21 protein-coding genes and 1 tRNA gene are annotated in these 24637 nt (G+C 66.6%); 12 read left to right on the top strand and 10 right to left on the bottom strand.

Annotated features, from left to right (window positions below; translation table 11 throughout):
- Positions 1-69 precede the first annotated feature (69 nt).
- Positions 70-288 (top strand): hypothetical protein, encoded by a 219-nt coding sequence (locus tag KL788_RS04805; protein ID WP_293169006.1) that lies wholly within the window; start codon positions 70-72, stop codon positions 286-288.
- 116 nt (positions 289-404) lie between these two features.
- Here the strand turns inward: KL788_RS04805 and KL788_RS04800 are convergent, their stop codons facing one another.
- The 3 genes from KL788_RS04800 to KL788_RS04790 form a co-directional block, all read right to left on the bottom strand.
- Complete coding sequence (locus tag KL788_RS04800) at positions 405-2057, bottom strand: alpha-amylase family protein (protein WP_293169004.1); 1653 nt, start codon at positions 2055-2057, stop codon at positions 405-407.
- Complete coding sequence (locus KL788_RS04795; protein ID WP_293169002.1) at positions 2054-3022, bottom strand: TIGR03885 family FMN-dependent LLM class oxidoreductase; 969 nt, start codon at positions 3020-3022, stop codon at positions 2054-2056. Before KL788_RS04795 ends, KL788_RS04800 begins: the two co-directional genes overlap by 4 nt.
- 120 nt (positions 3023-3142) lie before the next feature.
- Positions 3143-4465 carry a nicotinate phosphoribosyltransferase gene (locus KL788_RS04790; RefSeq protein ID WP_293169000.1) on the bottom strand — a complete coding sequence of 441 codons (1323 nt, stop codon included), beginning with the start codon at positions 4463-4465 and terminating at the stop codon, positions 3143-3145.
- 41 nt (positions 4466-4506) lie between these two features.
- Here KL788_RS04790 and KL788_RS04785 point away from each other — a divergent pair, with 41 nt between their 5' ends.
- The 6 genes from KL788_RS04785 (at position 4507) to KL788_RS04760 (ending at position 10317) form a co-directional block, all read left to right on the top strand.
- Positions 4507-6000, top strand: coding sequence for a cryptochrome/photolyase family protein (locus KL788_RS04785; RefSeq protein ID WP_293168998.1), 1494 nt, complete (start codon positions 4507-4509; stop codon positions 5998-6000).
- A 43-nt stretch (positions 6001-6043) separates the two neighbouring features.
- Complete coding sequence (gene murI / locus KL788_RS04780) at positions 6044-6952, top strand: glutamate racemase (protein WP_428846108.1); 909 nt, start codon at positions 6044-6046, stop codon at positions 6950-6952.
- Positions 6949-7698 (top strand): ribonuclease PH, encoded by a 750-nt coding sequence (gene rph / locus KL788_RS04775; RefSeq protein ID WP_293168994.1) that lies wholly within the window; start codon positions 6949-6951, stop codon positions 7696-7698. Before murI ends, rph begins: the two co-directional genes overlap by 4 nt.
- A 4-nt stretch (positions 7699-7702) precedes the next feature.
- A complete protein-coding gene (rdgB, locus tag KL788_RS04770) occupies positions 7703-8308 on the top strand; it encodes an RdgB/HAM1 family non-canonical purine NTP pyrophosphatase (protein WP_293168992.1) in 606 nt (201 codons plus the stop codon).
- Positions 8309-8318: 10 nt separating this feature from the next.
- Complete coding sequence (locus KL788_RS04765; RefSeq protein ID WP_293168990.1) at positions 8319-9014, top strand: metal-dependent transcriptional regulator; 696 nt, start codon at positions 8319-8321, stop codon at positions 9012-9014.
- 112 nt (positions 9015-9126) lie between these two features.
- Positions 9127-10317, top strand: a complete 1191-nt coding sequence (locus tag KL788_RS04760; protein WP_293173165.1) for an Nramp family divalent metal transporter — start codon at positions 9127-9129, stop codon at positions 10315-10317.
- Here KL788_RS04760 and KL788_RS04755 read toward each other — a convergent pair.
- Complete coding sequence (locus KL788_RS04755) at positions 10300-11316, bottom strand: DUF368 domain-containing protein (RefSeq protein ID WP_293168988.1); 1017 nt, start codon at positions 11314-11316, stop codon at positions 10300-10302. The two genes, KL788_RS04760 and KL788_RS04755, sit on opposite strands and share 18 nt — an antisense overlap.
- Positions 11313-12110, bottom strand: a complete 798-nt coding sequence (locus KL788_RS04750; RefSeq protein ID WP_293168986.1) for a DedA family protein — start codon at positions 12108-12110, stop codon at positions 11313-11315. Before KL788_RS04750 ends, KL788_RS04755 begins: the two co-directional genes overlap by 4 nt.
- Positions 12111-12197: 87 nt before the next feature.
- Here KL788_RS04750 and KL788_RS04745 point away from each other — a divergent pair, with 87 nt between their 5' ends.
- Positions 12198-13754 (top strand): L-lactate permease, encoded by a 1557-nt coding sequence (locus KL788_RS04745; protein ID WP_293168984.1) that lies wholly within the window; start codon positions 12198-12200, stop codon positions 13752-13754.
- A gap of 71 nt (positions 13755-13825) precedes the next feature.
- Here the strand turns inward: KL788_RS04745 and KL788_RS04740 are convergent, their stop codons facing one another.
- Complete coding sequence (locus KL788_RS04740) at positions 13826-14755, bottom strand: hypothetical protein (RefSeq protein WP_293168982.1); 930 nt, start codon at positions 14753-14755, stop codon at positions 13826-13828.
- Between the two features lie 454 nt (positions 14756-15209).
- On the opposite strand from KL788_RS04740, the gene KL788_RS04735 reads away from it, so the two are divergent.
- Positions 15210-15956: a DUF5677 domain-containing protein gene (locus tag KL788_RS04735; protein ID WP_293168980.1), complete on the top strand. Its 747-nt coding sequence runs from the start codon at positions 15210-15212 to the stop codon at positions 15954-15956.
- Positions 15957-16170: 214 nt separating this feature from the next.
- Entirely contained in the window at positions 16171-17343 is a 1173-nt protein-coding gene (locus KL788_RS04730; protein ID WP_293168978.1) for a hypothetical protein, read from the top strand.
- 228 nt (positions 17344-17571) lie between these two features.
- On the opposite strand, the gene KL788_RS04725 is transcribed toward KL788_RS04730, so the two are convergent.
- From KL788_RS04725 to KL788_RS04715, 3 genes are all read right to left on the bottom strand, one after another.
- The gene (locus KL788_RS04725) at positions 17572-18945 is read right to left on the bottom strand and encodes a hypothetical protein (RefSeq protein ID WP_293168976.1); all 1374 of its coding nucleotides are present in this window, start codon (positions 18943-18945) and stop codon (positions 17572-17574) included.
- A gap of 413 nt (positions 18946-19358) precedes the next feature.
- A tRNA-Leu gene (locus tag KL788_RS04720) sits at positions 19359-19440 on the bottom strand.
- 27 nt (positions 19441-19467) lie between these two features.
- On the bottom strand, positions 19468-20619 hold the full coding sequence (locus KL788_RS04715) for a PucR family transcriptional regulator (protein WP_293168974.1): 1152 nt from the start codon (positions 20617-20619) through the stop codon (positions 19468-19470).
- A 114-nt stretch (positions 20620-20733) separates the two neighbouring features.
- Between KL788_RS04715 and gabT the strand changes: the two genes are divergently transcribed.
- Both gabT and KL788_RS04705 read left to right on the top strand, forming a co-directional pair.
- Positions 20734-22086, top strand: a complete 1353-nt coding sequence (gene gabT, locus KL788_RS04710; protein ID WP_293168973.1) for a 4-aminobutyrate--2-oxoglutarate transaminase — start codon at positions 20734-20736, stop codon at positions 22084-22086.
- A gap of 23 nt (positions 22087-22109) precedes the next feature.
- Positions 22110-23570 (top strand): NAD-dependent succinate-semialdehyde dehydrogenase, encoded by a 1461-nt coding sequence (locus tag KL788_RS04705; RefSeq protein ID WP_293168971.1) that lies wholly within the window; start codon positions 22110-22112, stop codon positions 23568-23570.
- 126 nt (positions 23571-23696) lie between these two features.
- On the opposite strand, the gene KL788_RS04700 is transcribed toward KL788_RS04705, so the two are convergent.
- Positions 23697-24590 carry an alpha/beta fold hydrolase gene (locus KL788_RS04700; RefSeq protein ID WP_293168969.1) on the bottom strand — a complete coding sequence of 298 codons (894 nt, stop codon included), beginning with the start codon at positions 24588-24590 and terminating at the stop codon, positions 23697-23699.
- Positions 24591-24637 lie beyond the last annotated feature (47 nt).

Raw genomic sequence — 24637 nt, 5'->3', positions numbered from 1 at the left:
AGGTCTACCCCCTTTCGGGGGGTAGCGTGCGCGCCTAGCGTGGAAGCTCCTCATCGAAAGGAGCACAACATGAAACGAGGACTCGCAGCACTCGGAATCGCCACGGTGTTCGCACTGTCGGCGTGCGGCAACCCCACGACGGCGGAAGACGAAATCATCGACGAGCCGATTCCAGGTGAAGAGCAACCGTTGCCCGACGACGACCTGAATGACGACGTCGACGACGACATGAACGACGACCTCGACGACGACCTCGACGAGGACACCGAGGAAGAGACCGAGGGCTGATCTCGTCTCGTCTCGGGGCGCGATAGCGCCCGCTGCTGCCCCCGCTCCGGCTACCCCCGGCGGCGGGGGCAGTGCCGTTCACGGCGTTCGTGCTGCGAGCGAACGCTGTGGCCCTGTTAGGTGAGCCGCAGATCATCGCTGCGGTGTACCCGCAGCCAGCGCGCGCCGTACCCCTGAAGCTCGAGCTCGACCCGGCCTCGACCGTCGGTCTCCACGCGTCCGTCGTCGAGCAATTCGACCAATTGCACTGGGCCCTCCACATCCGGCACCGTGATCGACACCGTCTGAGGATGGGATGAGAAGTTGTGCACGGCGATCATGGCCCCTTGTTCGCCGATCATCGCGTGCGCAAGCACGCAGGTCGACTCCTGCTCGAGCAGGAGGAACCGACCCCATCCGATCTCTGACGATGCTCGATAGCGCTTGATCAACAACTCCATGTACCGCAGCAAAGAGTCGGGGTCATTCCGCTGCTGGGCGGCGTTGACGTGCGCAGGGCCGTAGCCGTCGCCGGTGACACGTGGCGCCAGGCCCCGTCGCGGCGTCCGTGAGAAGCCTGCGCCCGGGGAATCGTTCCACTGCATCGGTGTGCGCACCGCTTGCCTGCCCTCGATGTCGAGGTTTTCACCCATGCCCAGCTCTTCGCCGTAGAAGAGCACCGGAGTGCCCGGTAGCGAAAACAGCAGACTGTAAATCATGCGCACCCGTCGCGGGTCGCCATCGAGCATGGTCGGCAACCGGCGACGGATGCCCCGATCGAACAGTCGCATGTGCTGCTCGGGCGCGAAAGCCTCGAACACCTCAGCGCGCTCGTCGTCGCTCAGCTTGTCGAGCGTGAGCTCGTCGTGGTTGCGCACGAAGTTTGCCCACTGCGCCTCTTCGGCCAGAACCGGCCGGTCCTGCAACGCTGCGGCCAGAGGCCGGGCATCCTCTCGAGCGAGCGAGAGGTACATCTGCTGCATGGCGACGAAGTCGAACTGCATCGTGAGGCCTTCGGCATCGCCGTCGCCGAAGTAGGGCAACTGCTGCTCATAGGGCAGGTTGTTTTCGCCGAGCAGCACGGCGTCACCCGCGCGGCGAGAGAGATACTTGCGCAGGTTCCGCACGAGCTCGTGCGGGTCGCTCTCGGCTTGTTCCTCCAGCAGGTACGACACAGCGTCGACACGAAATCCGCTGATTCCGAGCTCGAGCCAGAACCCCATCATCTTGGCAATCTCATCGCGCACGCGGGGGTTGCCGAGATTGAGGTCTGGTTGGTGATGGTAGAAGTTGTGCAGGTAGTACTGCTGAGTCTTCTCGTCGAACTGCCACACGCCGTCTTCAGCGTCGGGAAAGACAGGCTTGGGCTGCGTCGCCGGAGGCTCGTCGCGCCAGATGTAGAAGTCGCGGTACGGCGAATCACGGCTCGAGCGGGCGGCGCGGAACCACGGATGCTGATCTGAGGTGTGGTTGACCACGAGATCGGCGATCACGCGAATGCCCCGGTCGCGCGCGGTACGGATGACCTCCACGAGGTCTCCGAGGTGCCCGAGTCGAGCATCCACCCCGTAGAAATCAGTGACGTCGTAGCCGTCATCCCTGCCGGGTGTCGGGTAGAACGGCATGAGCCATAGGCATGTCACTCCAAGCTCGGCGAGGTAGTCGATGCGGTGAGAGAGTCCTTGCAGGTCACCGACACCGTCGTCGTTCGAGTCGAGAAAGGTCTCGATGTCGAGGCAGTAGATGACCGCGGTCTTCCACCACAGGTCGCTTGTGTCGGTGAGCCTCATGCTCCGACCTCCGCGAACGCCGGAATCAGGTGCGTTGCGGCCATCTCGAGGAACGCGCGCTGGTCATTTGGTACTTGGTGCAGGTACACACGATCGAACCCCACATCGAGCATCCGCCCCACCTCGTCGACGTGAGCGGTGGCGTCAGCCGACACGAAGACCGAACCCTTCACCTGCTCGGGGGTCACGTGCTGGGCAGCCTGTTCGAATGCTTCGGGCGAGTCGATGTCCCAGCACAGCGGGGGAGGGAAGACGTTGGTGCGCCACAGCTCGTGAGCTTCGCGCAGCGCCTGTTCGTGCGAGTCGGCGTAGGCGACGTGCAGCTGAAGCATGACGGCGCCGTCGCCACCCGCATCTCGGTAGGCGCCGATGACCCGCTCGAGCTTCTCGGTCGACTGATTGACGGTGAGCAGACCGTCGGCCCACTCTGCGGCCCAGGCGGCCGTCTCAGGGGTGACCGCCGCGGCGAAAAGTCGAACCGGATGCTCGGGCAGTGTCCAGAGGCGTGCCCGGTCGACGCGCACTCGCCCCTCGTGACTGACCTCGTGCCCGGCGAGTAGCTCTCGGATCACGTGCACACTCTGCTCGAGGCGCTCGTTGCGTTCGGGCTTCGACGGCCAGCGGTCGCCCGTGATGCGCTCGTTGAGGTTCTCGCCGCTGCCGAAGGCCGTCCAGATGCGATCGGGATACATGGCGCCCAGGGTCGCGATCGCCTGGGCGATGATCGCGGGGTGGTATCGCTGACCGGGAGCATTGACGGCGCCGAAGCGCAGGCTGGTCGCCTCGAGAGCGGCACCGAGCCACGCCCAGGCAAACGCCGACTCACCCTGGCGGGTGTTCCACGGAGCGAAGTGATCGGAGCACATGGCTTCGGTGAAGCCCACTCGCTCAGCGAGTTGCACGGCCTCGAGCAGGGTGCGAGGGCCCAACTGCTCATGAGATGCGTGATACCCCAGTCGTGTCATGGTGGTCCCCCGGTTCGCGCCAGCACGGTCGTTCATCGACCATAGGGAGGTCAGGGCCACCGCAGATAGGGGTCACGCTGGGGGCAGTGGTCGTGTACCCTGCCGGTTCACGAACGCGGTTCAGACGGTCAGCACCGGCAGCGCGGGCTCGCCACGGCTGAGTCGGAGCGCCGAGGCCGGCAGCTCGGTGACCGCGGCCGCGCAGTGTTCGCGCGCTGCCTGCACGCCCGCCGGGCCGAGCCAGCGCGGGTCTGCGACGCCGTCGGTCATGAGCGGCACCGTGAGCTCGCGCGCCTGCACTGCGGCGTCGGGCTGCAGGCCTTCGGGCACGCCGTCGTGGTCGTCATCGACGACGATGCGTTCGGCGAGAGCGACGCCGTCGCGCAGCAGCCGCTCGGCCCTCTTGGTTCCGCCCGCCGAGACCTTGCCGGGCGATGACTTCGCGACGGGCATCCACTCGGCACTCTGCTCATCGCGCCGCGCGACAAGCTTGTAGACGAAGCCGGCCGCCGGTGACCCAGATCCCGTGACGACAGAGGTGCCGACACCGAAGGCATCAACCGGGGCACCACGCAGGGCCGCGATCGACGACTCGTCCAGGTCGTTCGTCACGGTGATGCGGGTCGCGGTGGCGCCGAGCGAGTCGAGCTGCGCGCGCACTTCGCGCACGAGCGAGGGCAAGTCGCCGGAGTCGAGCCGCACGGCACCGAGCGAGGGCCCAGCGACACGCACCGCGGTCTCGATGGCCGTGCGCACGTCGTAGGTGTCGACGAGCAGGGTCGTTCCCGATCCGAGCGAGTCGACCTGTGCGCGAAACGCGTCTTCTTCGGTGTCGTGCAGCAGGGTGAACGAGTGGGCGGCAGTGCCCATGGTCGGCACACCCCAGGTTCGTCCGGCTTCGAGGTTCGATGTCGCACTGAAGCCCGCGATGTAGGCAGCGCGGGCCGCGGCGACGGCCGCCGATTCGTTCGCGCGGCGCGACCCCATCTCAGCCAGCGGACGCCCGTCGGCCGCCGAGACCATGCGGGCCGCGGCTGTCGCCACGGCGGTGTCGTAATTCAGGATGCTCAAGATGACCGTCTCGAGCACGACCGCCTCGGCGAAGGTGCCGTGCACGGTCAGCACCGGCGACGTCGGAAAATACAGCTCGCCCTCGCGGTAGCCCTCGATGCTGCCCGTGAACCGGTACGAGGCGAGCCACTCGAGCGTCGCATCGTCGACCACGCCTTCGTCGGCGAGCCAGTCGAGCTCGGCGCGACCGAAGCGAAATGCTTCGACGGCGTCGAGCAGACGGCCCGTTCCGGCGAGCACGCCGTAGCGCCGCTCGCTCGGCAGTCGACGGCCGAACACCTCGAACACGCACTCGCGGTGCGCGCGGCCCGAGCGCAGGGCCGACTCGATCATCGTCAGTTCGTAGCGGTCGGTCAGCAGAGCGGTCGTCACGCGCTCAGCCTACGCGCGAGGCCTCGCCATAGGGTCGGCGCATGACCGAGCACGCCTCGCCCCCGCCCACGCGCTGGCTCACCGCCGAGCAGCTCGGTCCGGCCTTCGACGACGGCGGGACGATCGTGCTCATCGAGAACACTGAGGTGTTCCGCCGCCGCCCGACGCATCGCCAGAAGGCGCACCTGTATCTGACTGCGCTGCGGCATCGTGCGCGCGAGCTGGGCGAACGCGGCACGCTTCTGCGGGCGGGCAGCTATCGCTCCGCGCTGACGGATGCTGGCCTCACGGGCGAGAGGCTCGAGTCGATCGACCCTCCGTCGTGGGCCGCACGGCGGCTCGTGCGCGAGCTCGGGGCGAGCATCCTGCCGTCGCGGGGTTTCGTGACGAGCGAGGCCGACTTCGCCGAGTGGGCCGCGGGGCGCAAACCGACGCAGCTCGTGATGGACCGCTTCTACCGCGACGTGCGCGAGCGCACCGGCGTGCTCATGCAAGGTGGCGAGCCGGTCGGCGGGCAGTTCGGCTACGACGCCGACAACCGGCAGCCGCCGCCCGAGGGGGCGACGAGCCTCGGCCTGCCCTTGCCGTGGCAGCCCGTCGAAGACGACATCGATGCCGAGGTGCGCGCCGAGCTCGACCGCCTCGAGGCCGACGGAGTGCGCTTTCTCGGGCGCGACGGGCCCCGCCGGTTCGCAGCGACACGCACCGAGGCGCTCGCCGCCCTCGACGACTTCGTCGAGTCGCGCCTGAACGACTTCGGGCCGTACGAAGACGCCATGATGCTCGGCGACGACACGATGGCGCATGCGCGGCTGAGCGTGCCGCTGAACCTCGGCCTGCTCCATCCACTCGAGGTCGTCGAGCGCGTCGTCGCCGAGTACGAGGCGGGGAGGGCTCCACTGAACAGCGTCGAGGGTCTCGTGCGGCAGCTCATCGGCTGGCGCGACTGGGTCTGGCACCTCTACTGGCACCTCGGGCCCGACTACACGCGGCGCTCGAATGCGCTCGCCGCTCACGAGCCGCTGCCAGCCCACTGGTGGGCGCTCGATGGTTCGGCGACGGATGCCCGCTGCCTGTCACACACCCTCGACACGGTCGGCGGCTCGGGCTATGCGCACCACATTCCGCGCCTCATGGTGCTGGGCAACGCCGCCCTGCAGCGCGGGTACGACCCCGCCGAGCTCACGGCGTGGTTTCAGGGCGCGTTCGTCGACGGCACGCCCTGGGTCATGCCGGCCAACGTCGTCGGCATGAGCCAGTGGGCCGACGGGGGAGTCGTGGCGACGAAGCCCTACGCCTCGGGGGGTGCGTACATCGACCGCATGGGTGACTTCTGCGGTTCGTGCCGCTTCAACCCGAAGGTGCGCGTCGGCCCGGACGCCTGTCCGTTCACCGCGGGGTACTGGGCGTTTCTCGATCGGGTCGAGCCGAGCATCCGCGGCAACCACCGCATGGCGCAGCCGCTCGCGGGGCTGCGGCGTCTCGCCGACCGCGAGCATGTGGTGGCACAAGAGCGAGCCCGCGGCCCGCTCTAGAGCAAACCCGACCCAGATCTGGGGCAATTTGGCGTTAGGCGCCATGGGTTACGCCTTTTTGGCCCAGATCTGGGCCGATTGCAGGGCACTAGACTCGACCCCCGTGAGCAGCGCGCCGATCGGAGTCTTCGACTCAGGGGTCGGCGGCCTCACCGTCGCCCGCGCGATCATCGATCAGCTGCCCCGCGAGCAGCTGCTCTACGTCGGCGACACCGCGAACGGCCCCTACGGTCCGCTGCCTATCGCCGAGGTGCGCGAGCACGCGCTGCGCATCATGGACGAGCTCGTCGACCAGGGGGTCAAGCTGCTCGTCATCGCCTGCAACACCGCGAGTGCCGCCATGTTTCGGGATGCTCGTGAGCGTTTCGAGCAGGGCCACGGCATTCCCGTGGTCGAAGTCATTCAGCCGGCCGTGCGCACCGCCGTGCGGCGCACGCGCAGCAAGCGCATCGGCGTCATCGGCACCGCGGGCACCGTGCGCTCGGGCGCCTACGTCGATGCGTTCATCGCCGACCCTGAGATCGTCGTGACGCAGGCCGCAGCCCCGCGCTTCGTCGAGTTCGTCGAGGCCGGCATCACGAGCGGGCCCGAACTCTTCGCGGTCGCCGAGCAGTACCTCGCGCCGCTGAAGGCTGCCGAGGTCGACACGCTCGTGCTCGGCTGCACGCACTACCCGTTGCTCGCCGGAGCCATCCAGTACGTCATGGGCGCCGACGTGTCGCTCGTCTCGAGCGCCGAAGAGACCGCCTACGACGTCTACCGTCAGCTCGTGGCGCACGGCCTCGAGACTCCGTCAACGGATGCTCCCCACCACGTCTTCGAGGCCACCGGCCCCGACACCGAGCACTTCCGGTTGCTCGCCCATCGATTCCTCGGCCCCGAGATCGGGCATGTGGAGGCCTTTCCGACCGGAACGTTTCCTGCAGTCTCAACCCCGAAAGGCACCTCATGACCACCATCGCCGAAGCAGCCGGCCTGCGCGCCGACGGCCGCACGCCCTCGCAACTGCGCCCTGTCACGATCGAGCGCGGCTGGAGCGCCCAGGCCGAAGGCAGCGCCCTCATCACGGTCGGCAACACCAAGGTGCTGTGCACGGCGAGCTTCACGAATGGCGTGCCGCGCTGGCTCGTCGGCAAGGGCCGCGGCTGGGTGACGGCCGAGTACGGCATGCTGCCGCGCTCGACGAACGACCGCATGGACCGCGAGAGCGTCAAGGGCAAGGTTGGCGGTCGCACGCACGAGATCTCGCGGCTCATCGGCCGCAGCCTGCGCGCCATCATCGACACCAAGGCGCTGGGTGAGAACACCATCGTCATCGACTGCGATGTGCTGCAGGCCGACGGCGGCACGCGCACAGCATCCATCACCGGCGCCTACGTCGCCCTCGCTGACGCCGTCGAGTGGGGTCGCGAGCACAACTTCATCGCCAAAAAGGCGACGGCGCTGACCGACTCGATCGCCGCCGTGAGCGTCGGCATCATCGATGGAGTACCGATGCTCGACTTGCCCTACGACGAAGACAGCCGGGCTGAGACCGACATGAACGTCGTCGTCACCGGCAGTGGAAAGTTCGTCGAGGTGCAGGGCACCGCCGAGGCGGCGCCCTTCGACCGCGCCGAGCTCGACGCCCTGCTCGACCTCGCGCTCGGCGGCTGCACCGACCTCGCGGCTCTGCAGCGCGCAACGCTGGCAGGCTAGACCCATGCAGATCGTCGTCGCGACGCACAACGCCCACAAGGTGGCCGAGTTGCAGAGCATTCTCGAGCAGCAGGTGCCGGGCATCCACCTGCTGGCCTACGGCGGGCCCGTGCCCGTCGAAGACGGCGACACCTTCGAGGCCAACGCCCTCATCAAGGCGCGCGCTGCCGCGGTGCACACGGGGCTGCCGGCGATCGCGGACGATTCGGGCATCAGCGTGGATGCTCTCGGCGGCGCCCCCGGCATCGACAGCGCCCACTACTCGGGTCGGCGAGACGACACGGCCAACCTGCAGCTCGTGCTCGCCGAGCTCGGCGACGAGTCGAACCGCGCGGCGCACTTCACCTGCGCGGCGGCCCTCGTCGACCCGCTCGAGGGTAAGGGCACCTCGTTCGAGCACGTTGCCCTGGGGGTGTGGCCCGGCACGATCGCGCACGATGCGGCAGGAATCGGCGGCTTCGGCTACGACCCCATCTTCGTGCCCGAGGGCCTCGAGGTGACGAGCGCCGAGATCAGCGCCGACGAGAAGAACGCGATCAGCCACCGCGGCCGGGCCTTCACCTCGCTGGCCGAGGTGCTGCGCGAGCGCTACGGTCAGCCCGACTCGTAGGCTGGCGAGCATGACTTCGTCGCTCCGCCCGCCCCCGCGCACGACGGCCGATGCGATCGACGACTACCTCAAGACGATCTTCCAGTTCACCGAGTGGCAACCCGAGCCGATCACGCCGAGCCAACTCGCCGAGCGGCTCGCCCTCGCACCCTCAAGCGTCACCGAGATGGTCAAGAAGCTCGCTGCCGCCGGGCTCGTCGACCACCGCCCGTACAGTGCGATTCGGCTGACGCCCGAGGGCGAGCAGCGCGCTCTCGCGATGCTGCGCCGGCATCGGCTGATCGAGACGTGGCTCGTCAACGAGCACGGCTACGGCTGGGACGAAGTGCACGACGAGGCCGAGGTGCTCGAGCACGCCTTGAGCGACCGTCTGCTCGACGCGATCGACGCGCAACTCGGGCACCCGACGCGCGACCCGCACGGCGACCTCATCCCCGCCGCCGACGGAACGCTGCACCGCCCCGACGCCGTGCGCCTCGACGCCGCCCCCATCGGATTCAGCGGCCGCGTCGTGCGCATCAGCGACCGTGATCCGGATGCCCTCCGCGTGCTCGACCGCCTCGGCGTCGCCCTCGACGAGGCCGTGACGGTCGCCGAGCAGCAGTCGCCCGCGGGCGTCACCATCACCCGCGGCACGGGCTCCGAGATCGTGGTGTCGCCCGCCGTCGCCGCCGCCGTGTGGGTCGAGCGCTTGGCCATCGACTGAATATTTCGGTACACCGAAATCTCGATGCTACAGTCGGAGCGTGCCCGATGAAGCCGCCCCTGCGCCTGCCGCACGACTGAAGGCTGCGCGCCGCGGCCTCATCATCGCCCCGATGCTTGGCCCTGCGATGGTCGCCGGCGTCGCCTACCTCGACCCGGGCAACGTCGCCGCGAACATGACGGCAGGTGCCCTGTTCGGCTACCTGCTCATCTGGGTCGTCGTGACGGCCAACGTCATGGCCTGGCTCATCCAGTACCTCTCGGCGAAGCTCGGCATCGCCACAGGCTTGAGTCTTCCCGAGGCGCTCGGGCAGCGCATCCGTCGTCGTCCAGCCAGGCTCGGCTACTGGGGCCAGGCCGAGCTCGTCGCGATGGCGACCGATGTCGCCGAGGTCATCGGCGGGGCCGTCGCGCTCTATCTGCTGTTCGACCTGCCCCTGCTCGTCGGCGGCGTCATCACGGGCGTCGTCTCGATGCTGCTGCTCGTCGTGCAGAGCCGCAAGGGTGCGAAGCCTTTCGAGCGCATCATCACCGGGCTCATCGCGATCATCGTCGTCGGCTTCTGCGCCGGTCTCATCATCGGACCGCCTGACCCGGCTGCGGCCGCGGCGGGCCTGCTGCCCATGTTCGACGGCACCGAGAGCGTGCTGCTCGCCGCGAGCATCATGGGTGCGACGGTCATGCCGCATGCGATCTACGCGCACTCCGCCCTCACCCGCGACCGCTTCGGTCAGGTGGCTGCGGGCGCCGAGCGCTCGCTCGTGCTCAAGGCCACGCGCATCGACGTGACGATCGCCCTCGCGATCGCGGGCACGGTGAACGTCGTCATGCTCTTGCTCGCGGCGGCGAACCTCGCGGGCGTCGAGGGCACCGACACGCTCGAAGGCGCTCACGCGGCGCTCGGCGCCGCGCTGGGTCCGGCCGTGGCCTTCCTCTTCGCGATCGCCCTGCTCGCGAGCGGCCTGGCCTCGACGTCGGTCGGCGCCTACGCGGGAGCCGAGATCATGAAGGGGCTGCTGCGCGTGAACATCCCTTTGCTGCTGCGCCGCGCGATCACGATCGCACCCGCCCTGGTGATTCTCGCGCTCGGCGTCGACCCGACGTTCGCCCTGGTGCTCAGTCAGGTTGTGCTGAGCTTCGGCATTCCCTTCGCGCTCATCCCGCTCGTGCGGCTCACTGCCGACAGGCGGCTGATGGGGGAGTCGGTCAACCGCCGGGGTACGACGGCCCTCGCGATCCTGTGCGCGGGGCTGCTCGTCGCGCTCAACGTGACGCTGCTCGTACTTCTAGCGTTCGGGCTCTGACCGGGGCTGCGCGCCTTCGGTCGGCAGCTCGCCCTCGACTGCCGTCTCGTCGGGCTCGTGTGGCTCGGGGTCGGCGATGATCTCGGGTGAGAGCATCCGTCGTTTCAGCAGTGCCGCCTCGACGGCCATGATGCCGAGAACGAGGCTCGCGCCGATGACGACGAGCAGCAGCACGAGGCCGAGGTCGTCGTCGGGCGGCAGCACCCCGCCGGTCTCGGTTTGCCACGGCCAGAGGGCACGCAGCGAGCCGAGCATGAGGCCGGTCATGATCACGAGCGTGATACGGCGGCGGTGTTTGAGCAGCCATTGCAGGCCCGAGACGAAGACGCCGAGACCGACGATTGCGCCCACGATGAACGCGCCGAGGTAGGCGAAGTCGCGATCGTTCACGGCGGCGAGCGTCGGCGCGTACATGCCGACGGTGAGCAGCAGGTACGAGCCCGAGACGCCGGGCAGCACGAGCGCGCAGACCGCGAAGGCCGCGGCGACGGCGACGACGAGCAGGGTCGGGTCGGCGTCAGCACCCCGCGGCAGACCGGTGAGCACGAAGGTGAGAACCGCGGCGAGCAGGCCGATGACAACCTCGAACGGCGACCAGCGACCCCCGACCATGCGGGCGGGCACGATGAGCGAGGCGGCGATCAATCCCGCGAACACGGCGCGCGTGCCCGTCGGGTACGCCTCGAGCAGGGGAGCGAGCAGGGCAGCACCGACCACGATCGCCGCGAGCATGCCGATGCCGATCGGCAGCACGACGCTCCAGCGCACTGAGCGGAAGTGCGCGACGGCCTTCGAGAGACCGCGGCCCCGCATCCCGTCGCCGATCGTGCGCGCGACCCCGCGCGCGAGGTGACCGGCCCCGTCGATGAGCGTGTCGTAGACGCCCACGATGAGGGCGATCGTGCCGCCGCTCACCCCGGGAACGATCTCGGCGAACCCGATGAGCGCGCCGCGCGCCGCGTCGCCGACGGTGCGAGCGACGGGATGCACGCGCGTCACGAGACGCTCGGCTTCTTTTCGTGCTTGCCGTCGTGCGGGCCGATGCCGTAGGTCGCTTTCGGATGCTCCGCCTCGTGCCGCCCGTCGTGCTCGGGCTCGGCCGTCCAGATCTCGATCTCGGGCACAGGCTCGCCCGCGGCAGCGGCCTTCGCCTCTTTGCGCTTCTCCCACTGCTCGCGGCCCAGGTGCCAGCCGATACCGGTGACGGCCATGCCGATGACGACGAGGAAGACGATCTCGATGTACTCGGTGACGACGTCGGCGACGCCCGGAATGTGCGCTGCCCACCAGCCGATGAGCGGCAGGCCGACGCCCCAGAGGAAGGCGCCGAGCATGTTGAAGAACAAGAACTTCTTGTAGGGCATCTTGCCGACACCCGCGGCCACAGGTGCAATGGTGCGCACGACGCCGATGAAGCGGGCGATCGTAACGGCCCAACCGCCGTAGCGCGCGAAGAAGTACTCGGTGCGGGCCACGCTCTTCTTGCTGAAGAAGCCGGCCGATTTACGCTCGAAGATCGGAGGGCCAGCCTTGTAGCCGATGTAGTAGCCCAGCTGATCGCCCAGCACCGCGGCGATGAAGATGCACAGCACGACGAGCCAGATCGGCTGCGGAATCACGCCCGTGAAGGTCAAGATGCCGGTGATGAGCAGCAGCGTGTCGCCGGGCAGCAAGAAGCCGATGAGAAGGCCTGTTTCGACGAAGACGATCGCGCAGACGAGCACGAGGCCCCACGAGCCAGCGGCGGTGATCCACGCCTCGACATCGAAGAGGCCGAGGTCCATCGGCATCATGCGCGGCTCCAGAGCTGAGTGGTGAACAATCGGTGTCTCAGGCTACCGGGCAGAAGCCATGTGTGGGCCTCGCCTACGCTGAGAGCGATGCTCAGCCTGCTCGCTCTCACCCCCGTGATTCTCGTGCTTGTGCTCATGACGGTCGCGGGCTGGTCGGCCGCGCGTGCGGGGCTCGTGACGGCGGTGTTCACGATCGCGCTGGCGATCGTCGCTTTCGGCTTCGGCGGGGGCGAAGAGTTCGGGGTCGTCGAGGGCATCGCCGGCGTGCTCGCCGAAGCTGGCTTCATCGCGCTCACGGTCGTGGGCATCATCGGCCCGGCTCTGGGCATCCACTATCTACAGCGCAGCACCGGTGCCGCAGCTCGCCTGCGTCAGGCACTCGCCCTGCTGCACCCCGACCCGCGGCTGGGCGCCATTCTGGTCGCGTGGTTCTTCGCCCTCTTCCTCGAGGGGGCGGCCGGCTTCGGCACGCCCGTGGCGCTCGCTGCGCCCTTCCTGGTCGCTGCGGGCATGCCGGCGCTCGCCGCGGTGTCGGCCGCGCTCATCGGGCACGCGGCCGGCGTCTCATTCGGCGCGATCGGCACGCCCGTGCTCGCGCAGAGCACCCTGGTCGACTTCACGCCGGCTGAGCTCGCGCAGGCGACTGTTGTCTTCCCCTTGGCGCTCGGCATCGTGCTCACCGCCGTCATGATCGTCATCATCGGCAAGGCCTACGGCCACTTCCGCGGGCTGTGGCGCTGGGGGCTGCTCGCGGCGGTCTGCTTCTTCGTGCCGTTCGGTCTCATCGCGTGGTTGATCGGGCCCGAGCTGCCGACTCTTGGCGGAGCCCTCGTCGGAGTGCTGCTGTTCTCGTTCGTGCTCGTGCGGCACCGTCGGCACGTGCACTCGCGCGGGCTTCGCGCCGTGCCCGACGAGATCACGGTCACCCATCCGCACCCGGATGCTCGCGACGTGGTCGCCGCCGACCTCTCAGTTCTGCGTGCCGCGGCCCCGTACCTCGTGCTCGTGCTCGTCGTGCTGCTCACGCGGCTCATCCCACCGCTGAGGGAACTGCTGCAGGGCATCGTGCTGGCGTGGGAACTGCCCGCGGGCTTCTCGGGCTCAGTGCAGCCCTTCTACCACCCGACGATGCTGCTCACGGTGGCGTTCGTCGTGGGCGCGATCATCCAGCGCGCGTCATGGCGGCGAGTGCGCGTAGCCTTCGTCACGGCGACGCTGCAGCTCGGGCCCGTCATCGTCGCGCTCATCGCGATGATCACGATCGCCCGCACGATGTCGTCGTCGGGAATGACCGCCGAGCTCGCGCTCTCCGCCGCCTCGATCGGGCTCGCGTGGCCCCTGCTCACGGTGCTCGTCGGAGCCTTCGGCACGTTCATCACCGGGTCGGCCACAGCCTCGAACCTGCTGTTCACCGACCTGCAGGCCTCAACGGCGCGTGCTCTGGCGCTGCCCGAACTACCGCTTCTCGGCGCACAGACCTTCGGCGCTGCGGTCGGCAACATCATCGCCCCGCACAACATCGTCGCCGCGGTCGCGACCGTGAGCCTCACGGGTCAAGAGGGGCGTGTGCTGCGCAGCACCGTGCCCACGGCACTCGTCGTCATCGTGCTCGGCGGCGTGCTCGCGCTGCTGCTTGTGCTCTAGCTGACGACGAATCTTTGGTCCGAGCGCCAGATAGAACGGGAGCGCTTCCTCGCCCAAGTCGCGAGCGTTCCTCAATCGATTCGAGTGCTTTGCAGACGTCTGGCGTCAGCGAGAAAGTGGAGCCACCGGGACTTCCTCAGATCCTCATCTTGTCGGAAGTAATCGGAGAAGGTCTGAGCAGTGCCGATCAACTCAAGGCCCGGTATCGGCAGGGAGGCGACTATGCCCTTCAGGAAACTCCTAACGGGTCTCGGCTTATGGGTGGAAACGAAGTCAGCAACTGCGTCCCACAGGTGGTCTTGAACGTGGGAGCGCTCATCTCGCGGCAGGCCCTCGATGAAGAGCCGAAACTCGTAGATTCCTTGGCTCTTTCGTAGCTGAAGGATTTCTCTCCAACTAAATGAACCAAAGTCAACCATTCCCATCGATCCGAGTACTTCGCTCGGCCCAAACGGGCTTCGCTGTTCAACCTCAGCGCGTTGCAACACTTCCACGTGCGTAGGGCCTATTAGCCCCACCGGATTCGTCAACCAGCGATCGAGGTGGGCGGGCATCTGCAGCGTCGCGGAGATCTCGACTGCGAGTTTCATCCAGTCCTTCGCAGTGGTGCCTCGGCCAGCCGGTCCAAGGCCAGTGCTGAACTGAGGGTCCGACTCCGCCCGCTTTCGAATCTCGTCGAAGGCGATGTCGCCAAATCCCCCCAACGGAGCCTCGAACATTTCCTTCTCGGTGTTCGATCCATAATCCTCCGGCAGGAGGAGCAGACTTCTGAAGTCGGGGTCGTCCATGAGATCGTGGCTCTCCTTGTCCCCGCCGAACGCACTCTGAACGAAGAACCGGTACCAGTCACCGTTCGGGGGGCCAAGACCAACCGTATGTAGGAAGATCCTCTCGCCGAGAATCGCCGCTCGTTTGAGGGATGGAACCGGATCAGTTCTGTCGAGTTGCTTCATGGCCGCGATGCCCGCGGGAGACACAACAGGCGTGATGGTTGCACTCATTGACGAATCATCCCAGACCTGATTCAGCCTCGAGTCGCGGCACACAAGACTTCTCTCGCAACATGAACTCGAGCGTGGAAACGGGCATCAGGGGCATCAGGAGATTTCAGGCCGACGCGAGCCGAGGACTTCGAGCCCGGGACCCTTCGACGTCTGCGCATGCTATCTGGCCACTTCGGTCGACGTTGTCGCGAGTACGCGAAGTCTGATACGGACCTTGTCTGGGCTCATCATGAGGAACCTCGAGGAGGGCTCCAGAGCGGAAGGAGGGATCTGAACTCTCCCCAGCGCCGCTCAGCAGTGGCGGAAAAGGCTTAGAACCCTGCATTTGTGCAGGTTGTCGATGGCAGATGATCGTGCGGGAACGCACAGAGTTGTGGGTGCGTTGTGGTGTTTTTGTGAGAGCGCTCGCAACCTCGTGCTCTGTCTCGCCTACTTCGTGCATCCTGAGGGTGTGCCGAAAGAGGATCTGCCGCCGGCAAAGCTATTGCTCGGTTTCGTTGTGCGCTATGTGCAGCACGGGAAGCGCGACTCCTTCACTGTGCCAGAGCGCCTTCATCAAGACTTCGTGGTCGTCTACTCCATGACACAGCGAGTGCGCCGGTATGCGAAGGCCTATGTGCGTCTGGGGCACCACGACATGGCCACAGCTGGGCACCCGATGGTTCGCGCGGCCCTCGAGCATGCCGTGACGGCGCAGTGGGTGTTCTACACGACCGGTGGGCTGAATAGGTACATGGTCGAAGTCGGCCGCGACCGAGTCGCGCTCGCTCGAGAGGTGGCCGGACTCTCCGAGGACGACGAACTGATGCTCAGGCTCATCGCCGAGGTGCCCGAGGGGAAGGGCCTCCAGAAGTGGACGCAGATCCGGCAGGCGCTCGACCGGAACGACGACTTCCTCGGTCACGCGTACCGCATGCTCTCTCAGAGCGTTCATGTGACCCACGGCGCGATTTCGGACGTCGTTGAGCTCAACGACGATGGGCGCCTATTTCTGCGTGACTGGCCAGAGGACAAGCTGCGACACCAAGTGCTCTACGTGTTGGCGGCGAGCTGCCTGCTCTCCTGGTGGCTCGAGGCCGTCTGTCACGTTGACTCTCGCCTGATGCAGCGCCTACGCGAGAATGGCGCTGAACTGAAGCTGCCCTGGAGTCTTGCGGAGCGGATTGCAGAAGAAGATCGACGCACAGACGTGGACTAGGCCATCCCGCGAACCGCGAGTTGGCCAACGTTGGCGAGTGCAGCCGGCATCGATGGCCGTCGATGCGTGAAGCGCGATCCGTCGCATGCTCGCAACCGTGGACCTAGCCTCAATCGGGATGGCTGTCGCCGCGCCTTTAGGAGCGCCGATTGCGATGAACTAGAGCCTCCGTGATACTGAGGGTCTGTCACGCACAATAAGGGAGATCGACCCCATGGCTTCTGCCGCCAAAGGCTGGTACTCGACCACGGACCCGAAGTGGCTTAGATGGTGGGACGGCAAGGCGTGGAGCGATGCCTACTGGCCGACCAGGCCGGCCAAAGACGACTACCTGCCAACTGCTGAGCGCGTCGACATCTCCTCTGCCTGGGCGAGCGTCGACATTGTGGGCGAGAACTATCGAGAGGCTGCGATTGCGCGTGCGATCGGTGGCCAACCTCCGCGCGACGTCGAAGTTACACGCAACGTCACGGCCGAGCTCGTGCCCGAACCTGACAACCCCCACTCGCGAAACGGCAAGGCAATCTCGGTGCGCATCAACGGCGACGTCGTCGGCTACCTGCCTGATGAGTCGGCTGCAGACTACTGGGACGTAATCTGCCGCTTCATCGGGTCGTGGCAGGTGCCAACGGTTCGCGCCGACGTGTGGGCCGTCGCCCGGTGGGTGGCGTCTCGCTCGCGCGACGAGCTGAAGGCATCCATCCGGCTAGCGCTGCCCGCGCCGGACCAGATCTTGCCTGAGAACGAGATCCCCTCCGCACCACATCGCGTGCTTCCGATCGGTCGCGCCGTGCAGGTCACAGGCGAAGAGCAGCACCTCGAGCGGATCACGCCGTACTGCCGCGATGGCGAAGCCTCGCAGGTCGTCGTGACCCTTCACCCGCTGACAGTCGCGAAAGCGAAGTCTGAGGTCAAAGTCGTTGAGGTCCATTTAGACGGCGAGCGGATCGGCCAGCTGACGCCGGCGACGTCGGTGCCGATCCTCAAGCTCATCGAGGAAGTAGAGCGCGAAGGCCTGGTGACTGTTGCCTGGGCGCGCGTGAAGGGCTCACGGTTCGCTGCCGAGGTCTCTGTTTTCCTGCAGAAGCCAGAGGACATCCCGAGCAGCTGGCCATCCCCGTCCGACGTGCTGCCGAAGGTTGGTCAGTTCTACCGGCCGCCGGCCGCGTGGCGAGACGAGGCACCGCTGCCCGAGCCTCCCGCGGGAATGGGGCTCCCGTGGTGGGGATGGACGCTTGTGATCGTTGGCGCACTCCTTCTCGCGCAGATCCCCGCCGTCGGTCCGGTCCTGCTTTTCCTCGCGGTAGGTGCTGGCGTTTGGTGGCATATCGCCTGGAGGCGGAAGCCCTCCCCGAAGGCGAAGAGAGGCGTCACTTTGTCGACCTAGCCTCGATCGGCGATAGTTGGTCCTCGACTTCACGCCGAATCCACGTTGCAAATGGCGGCCGTCGATGGAATTCGCCATCGGCGCCAGCCCGTGCGAGCGATGCAGAATGCCAACTCGACAAGTCCTTGGCAAGGAAAAAGCCCCCGGCCAACAGCCGGGGGCAATCAAGAACTAAAGGTCGGGGGTGCTCATGAGCGGTCCTTTCCCGTTCGGACAACAACAGCATAGTTAGTCTTGCTCAGTAGGGGCAATAGTGTCAGGTTCCGTTCTGCTTGCGGCGAAATCGCGCACTCCTGTGAGTAGAGGCCAGGTGAAGAGGAACTCGGGCCGTAGCTCGCTGTCTCGAATCATTTGCTCGGTCAGCTCATGAGCTTCCTCAACTCGGTCAAGCAGGGCAAGCTTTGCCAACCTGAACTCACGGCTTCGAGCCCTCGTATCCAGTGACTCGATCTCGGGACGGACCTCAGAGAATCTCCCAATTCTCTTCATCGCGATCCAGTAGTTGACCTTGACAACAAAGGCAGTCATCTCATTGAGTCGTTCCAAGGGGGCGCTAGACACGATGTCAATAACAAGTTGATGGCGCCCTTGCTGGAGCAAGAAGTAGATGCGGTTGGCAAGCAACGAGCCGAAGTTGTTCCTCTCCTCGTCCGTTTGTGCAAGCTTGAAAGCGACGGCCCAACACAAGGAGTAGGCCACGAGGTAGAGCGCATCTGCAGCACGTCGAAGGTACTGAGCGTCGACGTCGAGGCTTGATCCGAGCTCCGCGCTATGTCCGTATGCCTGAAGGCGCTCGATGTACGGCTGCGACGCCATGCCTGCGTTGTGGACAATGCAGTGTCTCCGCTGAACCGGCTCTTGTGCTTCAAGGGTGTCGACAGAGGCGATCTTGGCGATCTTGAACCGCTTCACGAAGTAGTCGCACCAGTCAGTGAGGGAACCACGCAGCACGTCATCGATAACTCGATCCACGAGCGAATCGCGGACATCATCGAGTGACTCGTGCTCGATCAGTTCCGCCCACGAGAACGTCTTTCCCTCGTCATTCAATGCGGCCGGTTGCCGCTCGAAGCTGGCTCTCGCGAGCGACTTGACGACCATCTCCAACTCGCCCACCAATGTCACAAGGAGCGGAGGGTGGAGGAACCGACTTCCGGGCGGAGTTTCCAGCGCCTCGATCACTGCTTCGATGTACGTAGAGAGCAAACCTTCAGGCAGGGAGTCCCCAACTTCAGTCAATGCTGATGTGAACGCGTCGAAGCGCTCATCTTCGCTGAGCTCTTCGTCCTCATCGTCTTCGAAAGGCTCGGACTTGAATACCTCAAGCAATTGATGAATTACTGAATCGTGATCAAGAGATCCAGCCGGCGCGGAACCAATCTTCTGGCGGATGCGGTCTCGAGCACGCGCAGCGGCGCTGTCTACCTCAGCCGTTCGTTCATCGATGTAGGTCGCAAGGCGAAGTATTTCCGCTTGGCGGAGCGAGAAAGTGTTGAGTAGCCCTTGGACTCGAAGGTAGAAGAGGTCGGCGGGCGAGAGGTCAGGTTCGGATGTCTGCTCGGCCGACGTGGGGTCTTCACTTTGTGCCGAATCATGGGCCATGCTCACAACTGTATTGCCAAGTAAACGGTGCAACACGAACGAACGTGATTGAAGTCCCGGCCGTTGGCTTCTAATCCCTGTTGAGGAACGTCTTGGAAGTAGCGGCAACCGACTTGGGCGCAGAGTAGTGCGCGCTCGACGAGTGGATGATTGGCAATCCAAGTAGGTAGCGCAAGACACGTTGCATGCCTTCGAAGTCGGCGGCGAGCGCGGCTTTAGGGCTGTCATGCGGACGAAGCGACTAGAGGGTCGTTGACTGATCGGCCGCCGAGGATCACCGATGGCAGCTTCACTCGGGGAGTGGCGACTGCCTCGTAATGATTGAAGTGAAAGAACCAGCGGCCGAACCCCTACAGGGCCCGCGACGAGACCACCTACTTCCCATCATCGAGGCCACTCCCCAAAGTAACCAGTGCGGAAGGAGGGACTTGAACCCTCACGCCCGAAGGCACAGGAACCTAAATCCTGCGTGTCTGCCAATTTCACCACTCCCGCTGGTGTCGCCAGTCTAGAACCGCACCGCTACAGTCGCCCGACGGCCTGCAACGCGGCCCACACCTCGGCGCGTGCGGGGAACGCGTCGAGGTCGCGGTCGAGCAGCTCGGCGGCGCGCCGTAGGCGCGCGCGAACCGTATGACGGTGGATGCCCAACCGCAGAGCTGCTGCCTCAGCAACCGCATCGCACCGCAGCCACGTGCCGAGCGTCTCGACGAGCTCGTCGCCGGTCGCGGCGTCGTGCTCGAGCAGCGGCTGCACGAGCGCGGCCGGGTCGCTGGGGTCGGGCTGCTCGGCGACCAGTAAGGGGGATGGCTCGCTCGCGACGAGTGCCTCGCGCACGGCTGACTGCAGGGCCGCGAGGCGCGCGGCGGTGTCGGCGGCTGACGCTGCGTGGGCATCCCGATCGGCGATGCCCGCGAGACCGGCGAGCGCGACGACGCTCGTGATGACGGCGCGCTCGGCATCGTCGTGCACGGACCCCGGCCCGACTGCGAGCACGCCCGTGAGGGCGGTCGCGGCGCCGACGGTCTGCAGGCTCCAGCCGTCGACGGTGCGCGCGGCGCGGCGGCCTGCCCGCAACATGCCGTAGGCCTCATCAAGCACGGCGGCGGGCGGCTCGTCACCCAGCACGCTGGTCGGCCCGCCACTGCCCACCTCAGACCGCACGATGCCCGCGGCAGCGCCGATGCGCCGCCCGAGTTCCGCGACGACTGCGCCGAGGCCCCCGGGCTTGAGCGCGGCGACGGCGATGGCGCGCTGCGTCTCGAGCGTCCAGCGCACGCGGGCATACCGTTCTTCGGCGTCGAGGTCTGCGACCGCGCGGGCCACGGCGATGAACGGCGTGCGGTAAGGCACTTCGAGCAGGGCGATGCCGTGCGCGGCGCAAGCCTCGGCGAGAGCATCCGGTGTGCCGTCTCGGATCACCTCGGTGCCGAAGCCGACGGCCGGCACCCCCGCCACGGCGAGACGCGCAACCCACGGCGCGATGTCGTCGTCACTCGCCCACTGCGTGCCGGTCGTCAACAGTGCATCGCCGGGGGAGAGGAACGGCGCGGGGTCGACGAGGTCGCTCGAATGCACCCAGCCCCAGGGTCGAGCGCGCGCGGCACCGTCACCCCAGACGAGCCGCAACTGCAGCTCGGGGCGAGCGAGAACGGCGTCGAGCGTGACGGGCATCCGACTTCCTTGAATTCACGAGTCAACGAGAGATATACAAAGTGTACAGCGCACCGTGCCGCAATATACGTCTCGTACACATCGAGAAGACACCAGCGCCCCTACCCTGACTGCATGAGCATGACGATCGACACTCCGACGACCCTCGGCGGCCCGAGCCTGCCGCAAGAGCGCCGACTCGTGACGAGCATCCCGGGCCCGAAGAGCGAGGCCCTCATGGCCCGCAAGCAGGCGGCCGTTTCAGCGGGTGTCGGCACGATGATGCCGGTCTACGCCGCAGCGGCCGGCGGCGGCGTCATCGTCGACGTCGACGGCAACTCGCTCATCGACCTCGGCTCGGGCATCGCTGTGACCAACGTCGGCAACGCCGACCCGCACGTCACCGCGGCTGTCATCGAGCAGGTGCAGCGCTTCACGCACACGTGCTTCACGATCACCCCCTACGACGGCTACGTCGAGGTGGCCGAGGCGCTCAACCGTCTCACCCCGGGCGACCACGCCAAGCGCACCGCACTCTTCAACTCGGGCGCCGAGGCGGTCGAGAATGCCATCAAGATCGCGCGCTACTACACCGGCAAGTCAGCCGTCGTCGCCTTCGACCACGGCTACCACGGCCGCACCAACCTCACGATGGCGCTCACCGCGAAGGCCATGCCCTACAAGGCCGGCTTCGGGCCGTTCGCGCCCGACGTCTACCGCGCGCCCATGTCGTACCCCTACCGCGACGGCCTCAGCGGCGCCGAAACGGCGGCCCGTGCCATCCACACGATGGAGAAGCAGATCGGCGCCGACCGCCTCGCCGCCATCATCATCGAGCCCATTCAGGGCGAGGGCGGTTTCGTCGTGCCCGCGCCGGGCTTCCTTCCCGCCCTGCAGAAGTGGGCGAACGAGAACAACGTGGTCTTCATCGCCGACGAGGTGCAGACCGGCTTCGCCCGCACGGGCCAGATGTTCGCGAGCGAGCACGAGGGCATCGTGCCCGACCTCATCACCCTCGCGAAGGGCATCGCGGGCGGCCTTCCGCTCGCGGCCGTCACCGGCAAAGCCGAGATCATGGATGCTCCCCACGCGGGCGGCCTCGGCGGCACCTACGGCGGCAACCCCATCGCGACCGCCGCGGCCCTCGGTGCTCTGAAGGCCTACGACGAGCACGACCTGCTCGGGCGGGCGCTCGAGCTCGAGGCGATCATCCTCGACGAACTCACCTCGCTGCAGGCGCGCGACGGCCGCATCGGCGACATCCGCGGACGCGGCGCCATGATGGCGATCGAGCTCGTCGACGAGAACGGGGCTCCGGATGCTGGGCTCACGAACCGCGTCGCCAAGCACTGCCACGTGAACGGCGTCGTGGTGCTTACGTGCGGCACCGACGGCAACGTCATCAGGCTGTTGCCGCCGCTGTCGATCAGTGACGAGCTGCTACGGGAGGGCATCCGCGTTATCGGCGAAGCCCTCGAAGCCAACTAGAGAACTCAGAGAGAGACGCCACCATGATCACCGAAGCCGAACTGCTCGCCAAGGTTCCCCGCGGCCTCTACATCGACGGCCAGTGGATCGACGCCGAAGGCGGCGCGACGATGACTGTCACCGACCCGTCGAACGGGAACGTTCTCGCCGAGATCGCGAGCGCCTCGGTCGCCGACGGCAAAAAGGCCATGGATGCCGCCGCCAACGCGCAGGCGAGCTGGGCCGCCACGGCCCCCCGCGTACGCGGCGAGCTGCTGCGCAAGGCGTGGGAGCTCGTCATCGAGCGAGCCGACGAGTTTGCCTTGCTCATGACGCTCGAGATGGGCAAGCCGCTCGCCGAATCGCGCGGTGAGGTCACCTACGGCGCCGAGTTCTTGCGCTGGTTCAGCGAAGAAGCCGTGCGCATCACGGGGCGCTTCGGCGAGAACCCCGAGGGCACGGGCCACATCGTGGTCTCGCACGCCCCGGTCGGGCCGTCGTTCTTGATCACGCCCTGGAACTTCCCGCTCGCGATGGCGACCCGCAAGATCGCGCCCGCGATCGCCGCTGGGTGCACGTCGATCATCAAGCCCGCCGCGCTCACGCCGCTCACGACGATGTACTTCGTCAAGACGCTCGAAGACGCAGGCCTGCCTGCTGGTGTCGTGAACGTCGTGACCACGGCGAAGTCGGGCGCTCTCTCGGCCGAGATCATCGCCGACCCGCGACTGCGCAAGCTCAGCTTCACGGGCTCGACCGAGGTCGGCCGCGTGCTCATGAAGCAGGCCGCCGACGGCATTCTGCGCACGTCGATGGAGCTCGGCGGCAACGCCCCCTTCGTCGTCTTCGCCGACGCTGACCTCGACAAGGCCATCGACGGTGTGATGCTCGCCAAGTTCCGCAACATCGGGCAGGCGTGCACCGCTGCGAACCGCATTCTCGTGCAGCGCGACGTCGTCGACGAGTTCAGTCGTCGCGTCACCGAGCGCGTCGCCGCGATGAAGATGGGCCGCGGAACCGAAGAGGGCGTGCAGATCGGCCCGCTCGTCGACGACAACGCGGTCAAGGGCTCGCACGAGCTCGTCGAAGATGCCGTGTCGAAGGGCGCGACGGTCACGACGGGCGGCGCGATTCCCGACGGCGCGGGCCACTTTTACCCGGCGACCGTGCTCACCGGGGTCACCGCGGGCACGCGTCTGCTGACGGAAGAGATCTTCGGTCCGGTGCTCGCGATCGTGCCCTTCGACACCGAAGACGAGGCCGTCGAGCTCGCCAACGCGACCGAGTACGGGCTCATCTCGTACGTCTACACCTCCGACTTGCACCGCGGCATGCGCATGATCGACCGCCTCGAAACGGGAATGATGGGCCTCAACGCGGGCGTCATCTCCAACGCCGCGGCGCCGTTCGGCGGCGTGAAGCAGTCGGGCATCGGCCGCGAAGGCTCGCTCGAGGGCATCGACGAGTACCTCACCACGAAGTACACCTTCGTGCCGAAGGCGTAGTCCTCTCACACTTCCGCTGCCGGGCGCTGTGGTGGCCGCTCGGCAGCGGATCTCTTCTCAGGTCGCGCACACCGTTCACCGTCGAGCGCCGCGACGCTGCACACGCGATCGGTATGTGGCTTTCGCCTACCTCACGTCACACGCAGCAAGGAACTCCTTCACCACGTTCGCGGTCTCCGCAGGGCGCTCGGCGAAGAGAAGGTGGTCGGCGCCCTCCCGTTGCATGACCTGCGCGTGCGGTACCGACTCGGCGAACAGGGCAACTTGCCGACGCTGCCAGGGCACGTATCGCTCACGCGCGAATCGTTCCACCTCGTCTTTCGTCGCGACGTCGACAGAGTCCGGAAGGTTCGAGGGCGGGTCGATCGCATACATCGCCAGAGCTGGCATCGTCACAGCAGTCCAGTCGACGGCGAAGCTGAACAATGCGTCCACGATCTCGTGCGCGACGGTGGCCGGCGTGACCGGCTGCACTCCGCGTTCGGTCGTGGTGAAGCTCTCGCGCAGATCCTTCTCGATCCCGCCACTCCACACGCCGAAAACGGATCGATACCACTCGACCAGGTCGTCGATCGAGCGTCGCGCGGTGGGCGGCGGAATGAGCGCGGGCGTCGGATCATCCTCAAGAAGTCCGAGAAGCTCGCGGCGGTCATACGCAGCATCGAGGAACACCATCGACCCCGCCCTGTCTGGCGCGGTGTGGGCAAGGTACGCAAGCTCTGAACCGGCAGCACTGTGACCCACGACATGAGCCCGCTCGAGAGAGAGCGCGTCGAGGAGGCCGAGGAGGTCACCAGCAAGGTCGGCGATCGTCGTTCCCGGGTTGGGCATGTGCGACCGTCCGTATCCACGACGAGTGACGGCGATGACTCGATGCGCCGTAGAGAGGTGCGCGAAGAAGTCACCCCACACTGCGGCCGTGTTGCCCACGCCGGCGACGAGAATCGCGGGGCTTCCGGACGTCGTCGAATCGACAACGTGCAGACGGTTGCCACCGACTTCAACGAATTTTTCCTCCACGGAAGGCTCCTTCCTCGCACGGGGAGAATACCGTCGCTAGAGTTCGA

Source organism: Microcella sp. (genome assembly GCF_019739195.1).
Taxonomy (GTDB): Bacteria; Actinomycetota; Actinomycetes; order Actinomycetales; family Microbacteriaceae; genus Microcella.
This window is presented reverse-complemented; position numbering and strand designations above follow the sequence as displayed.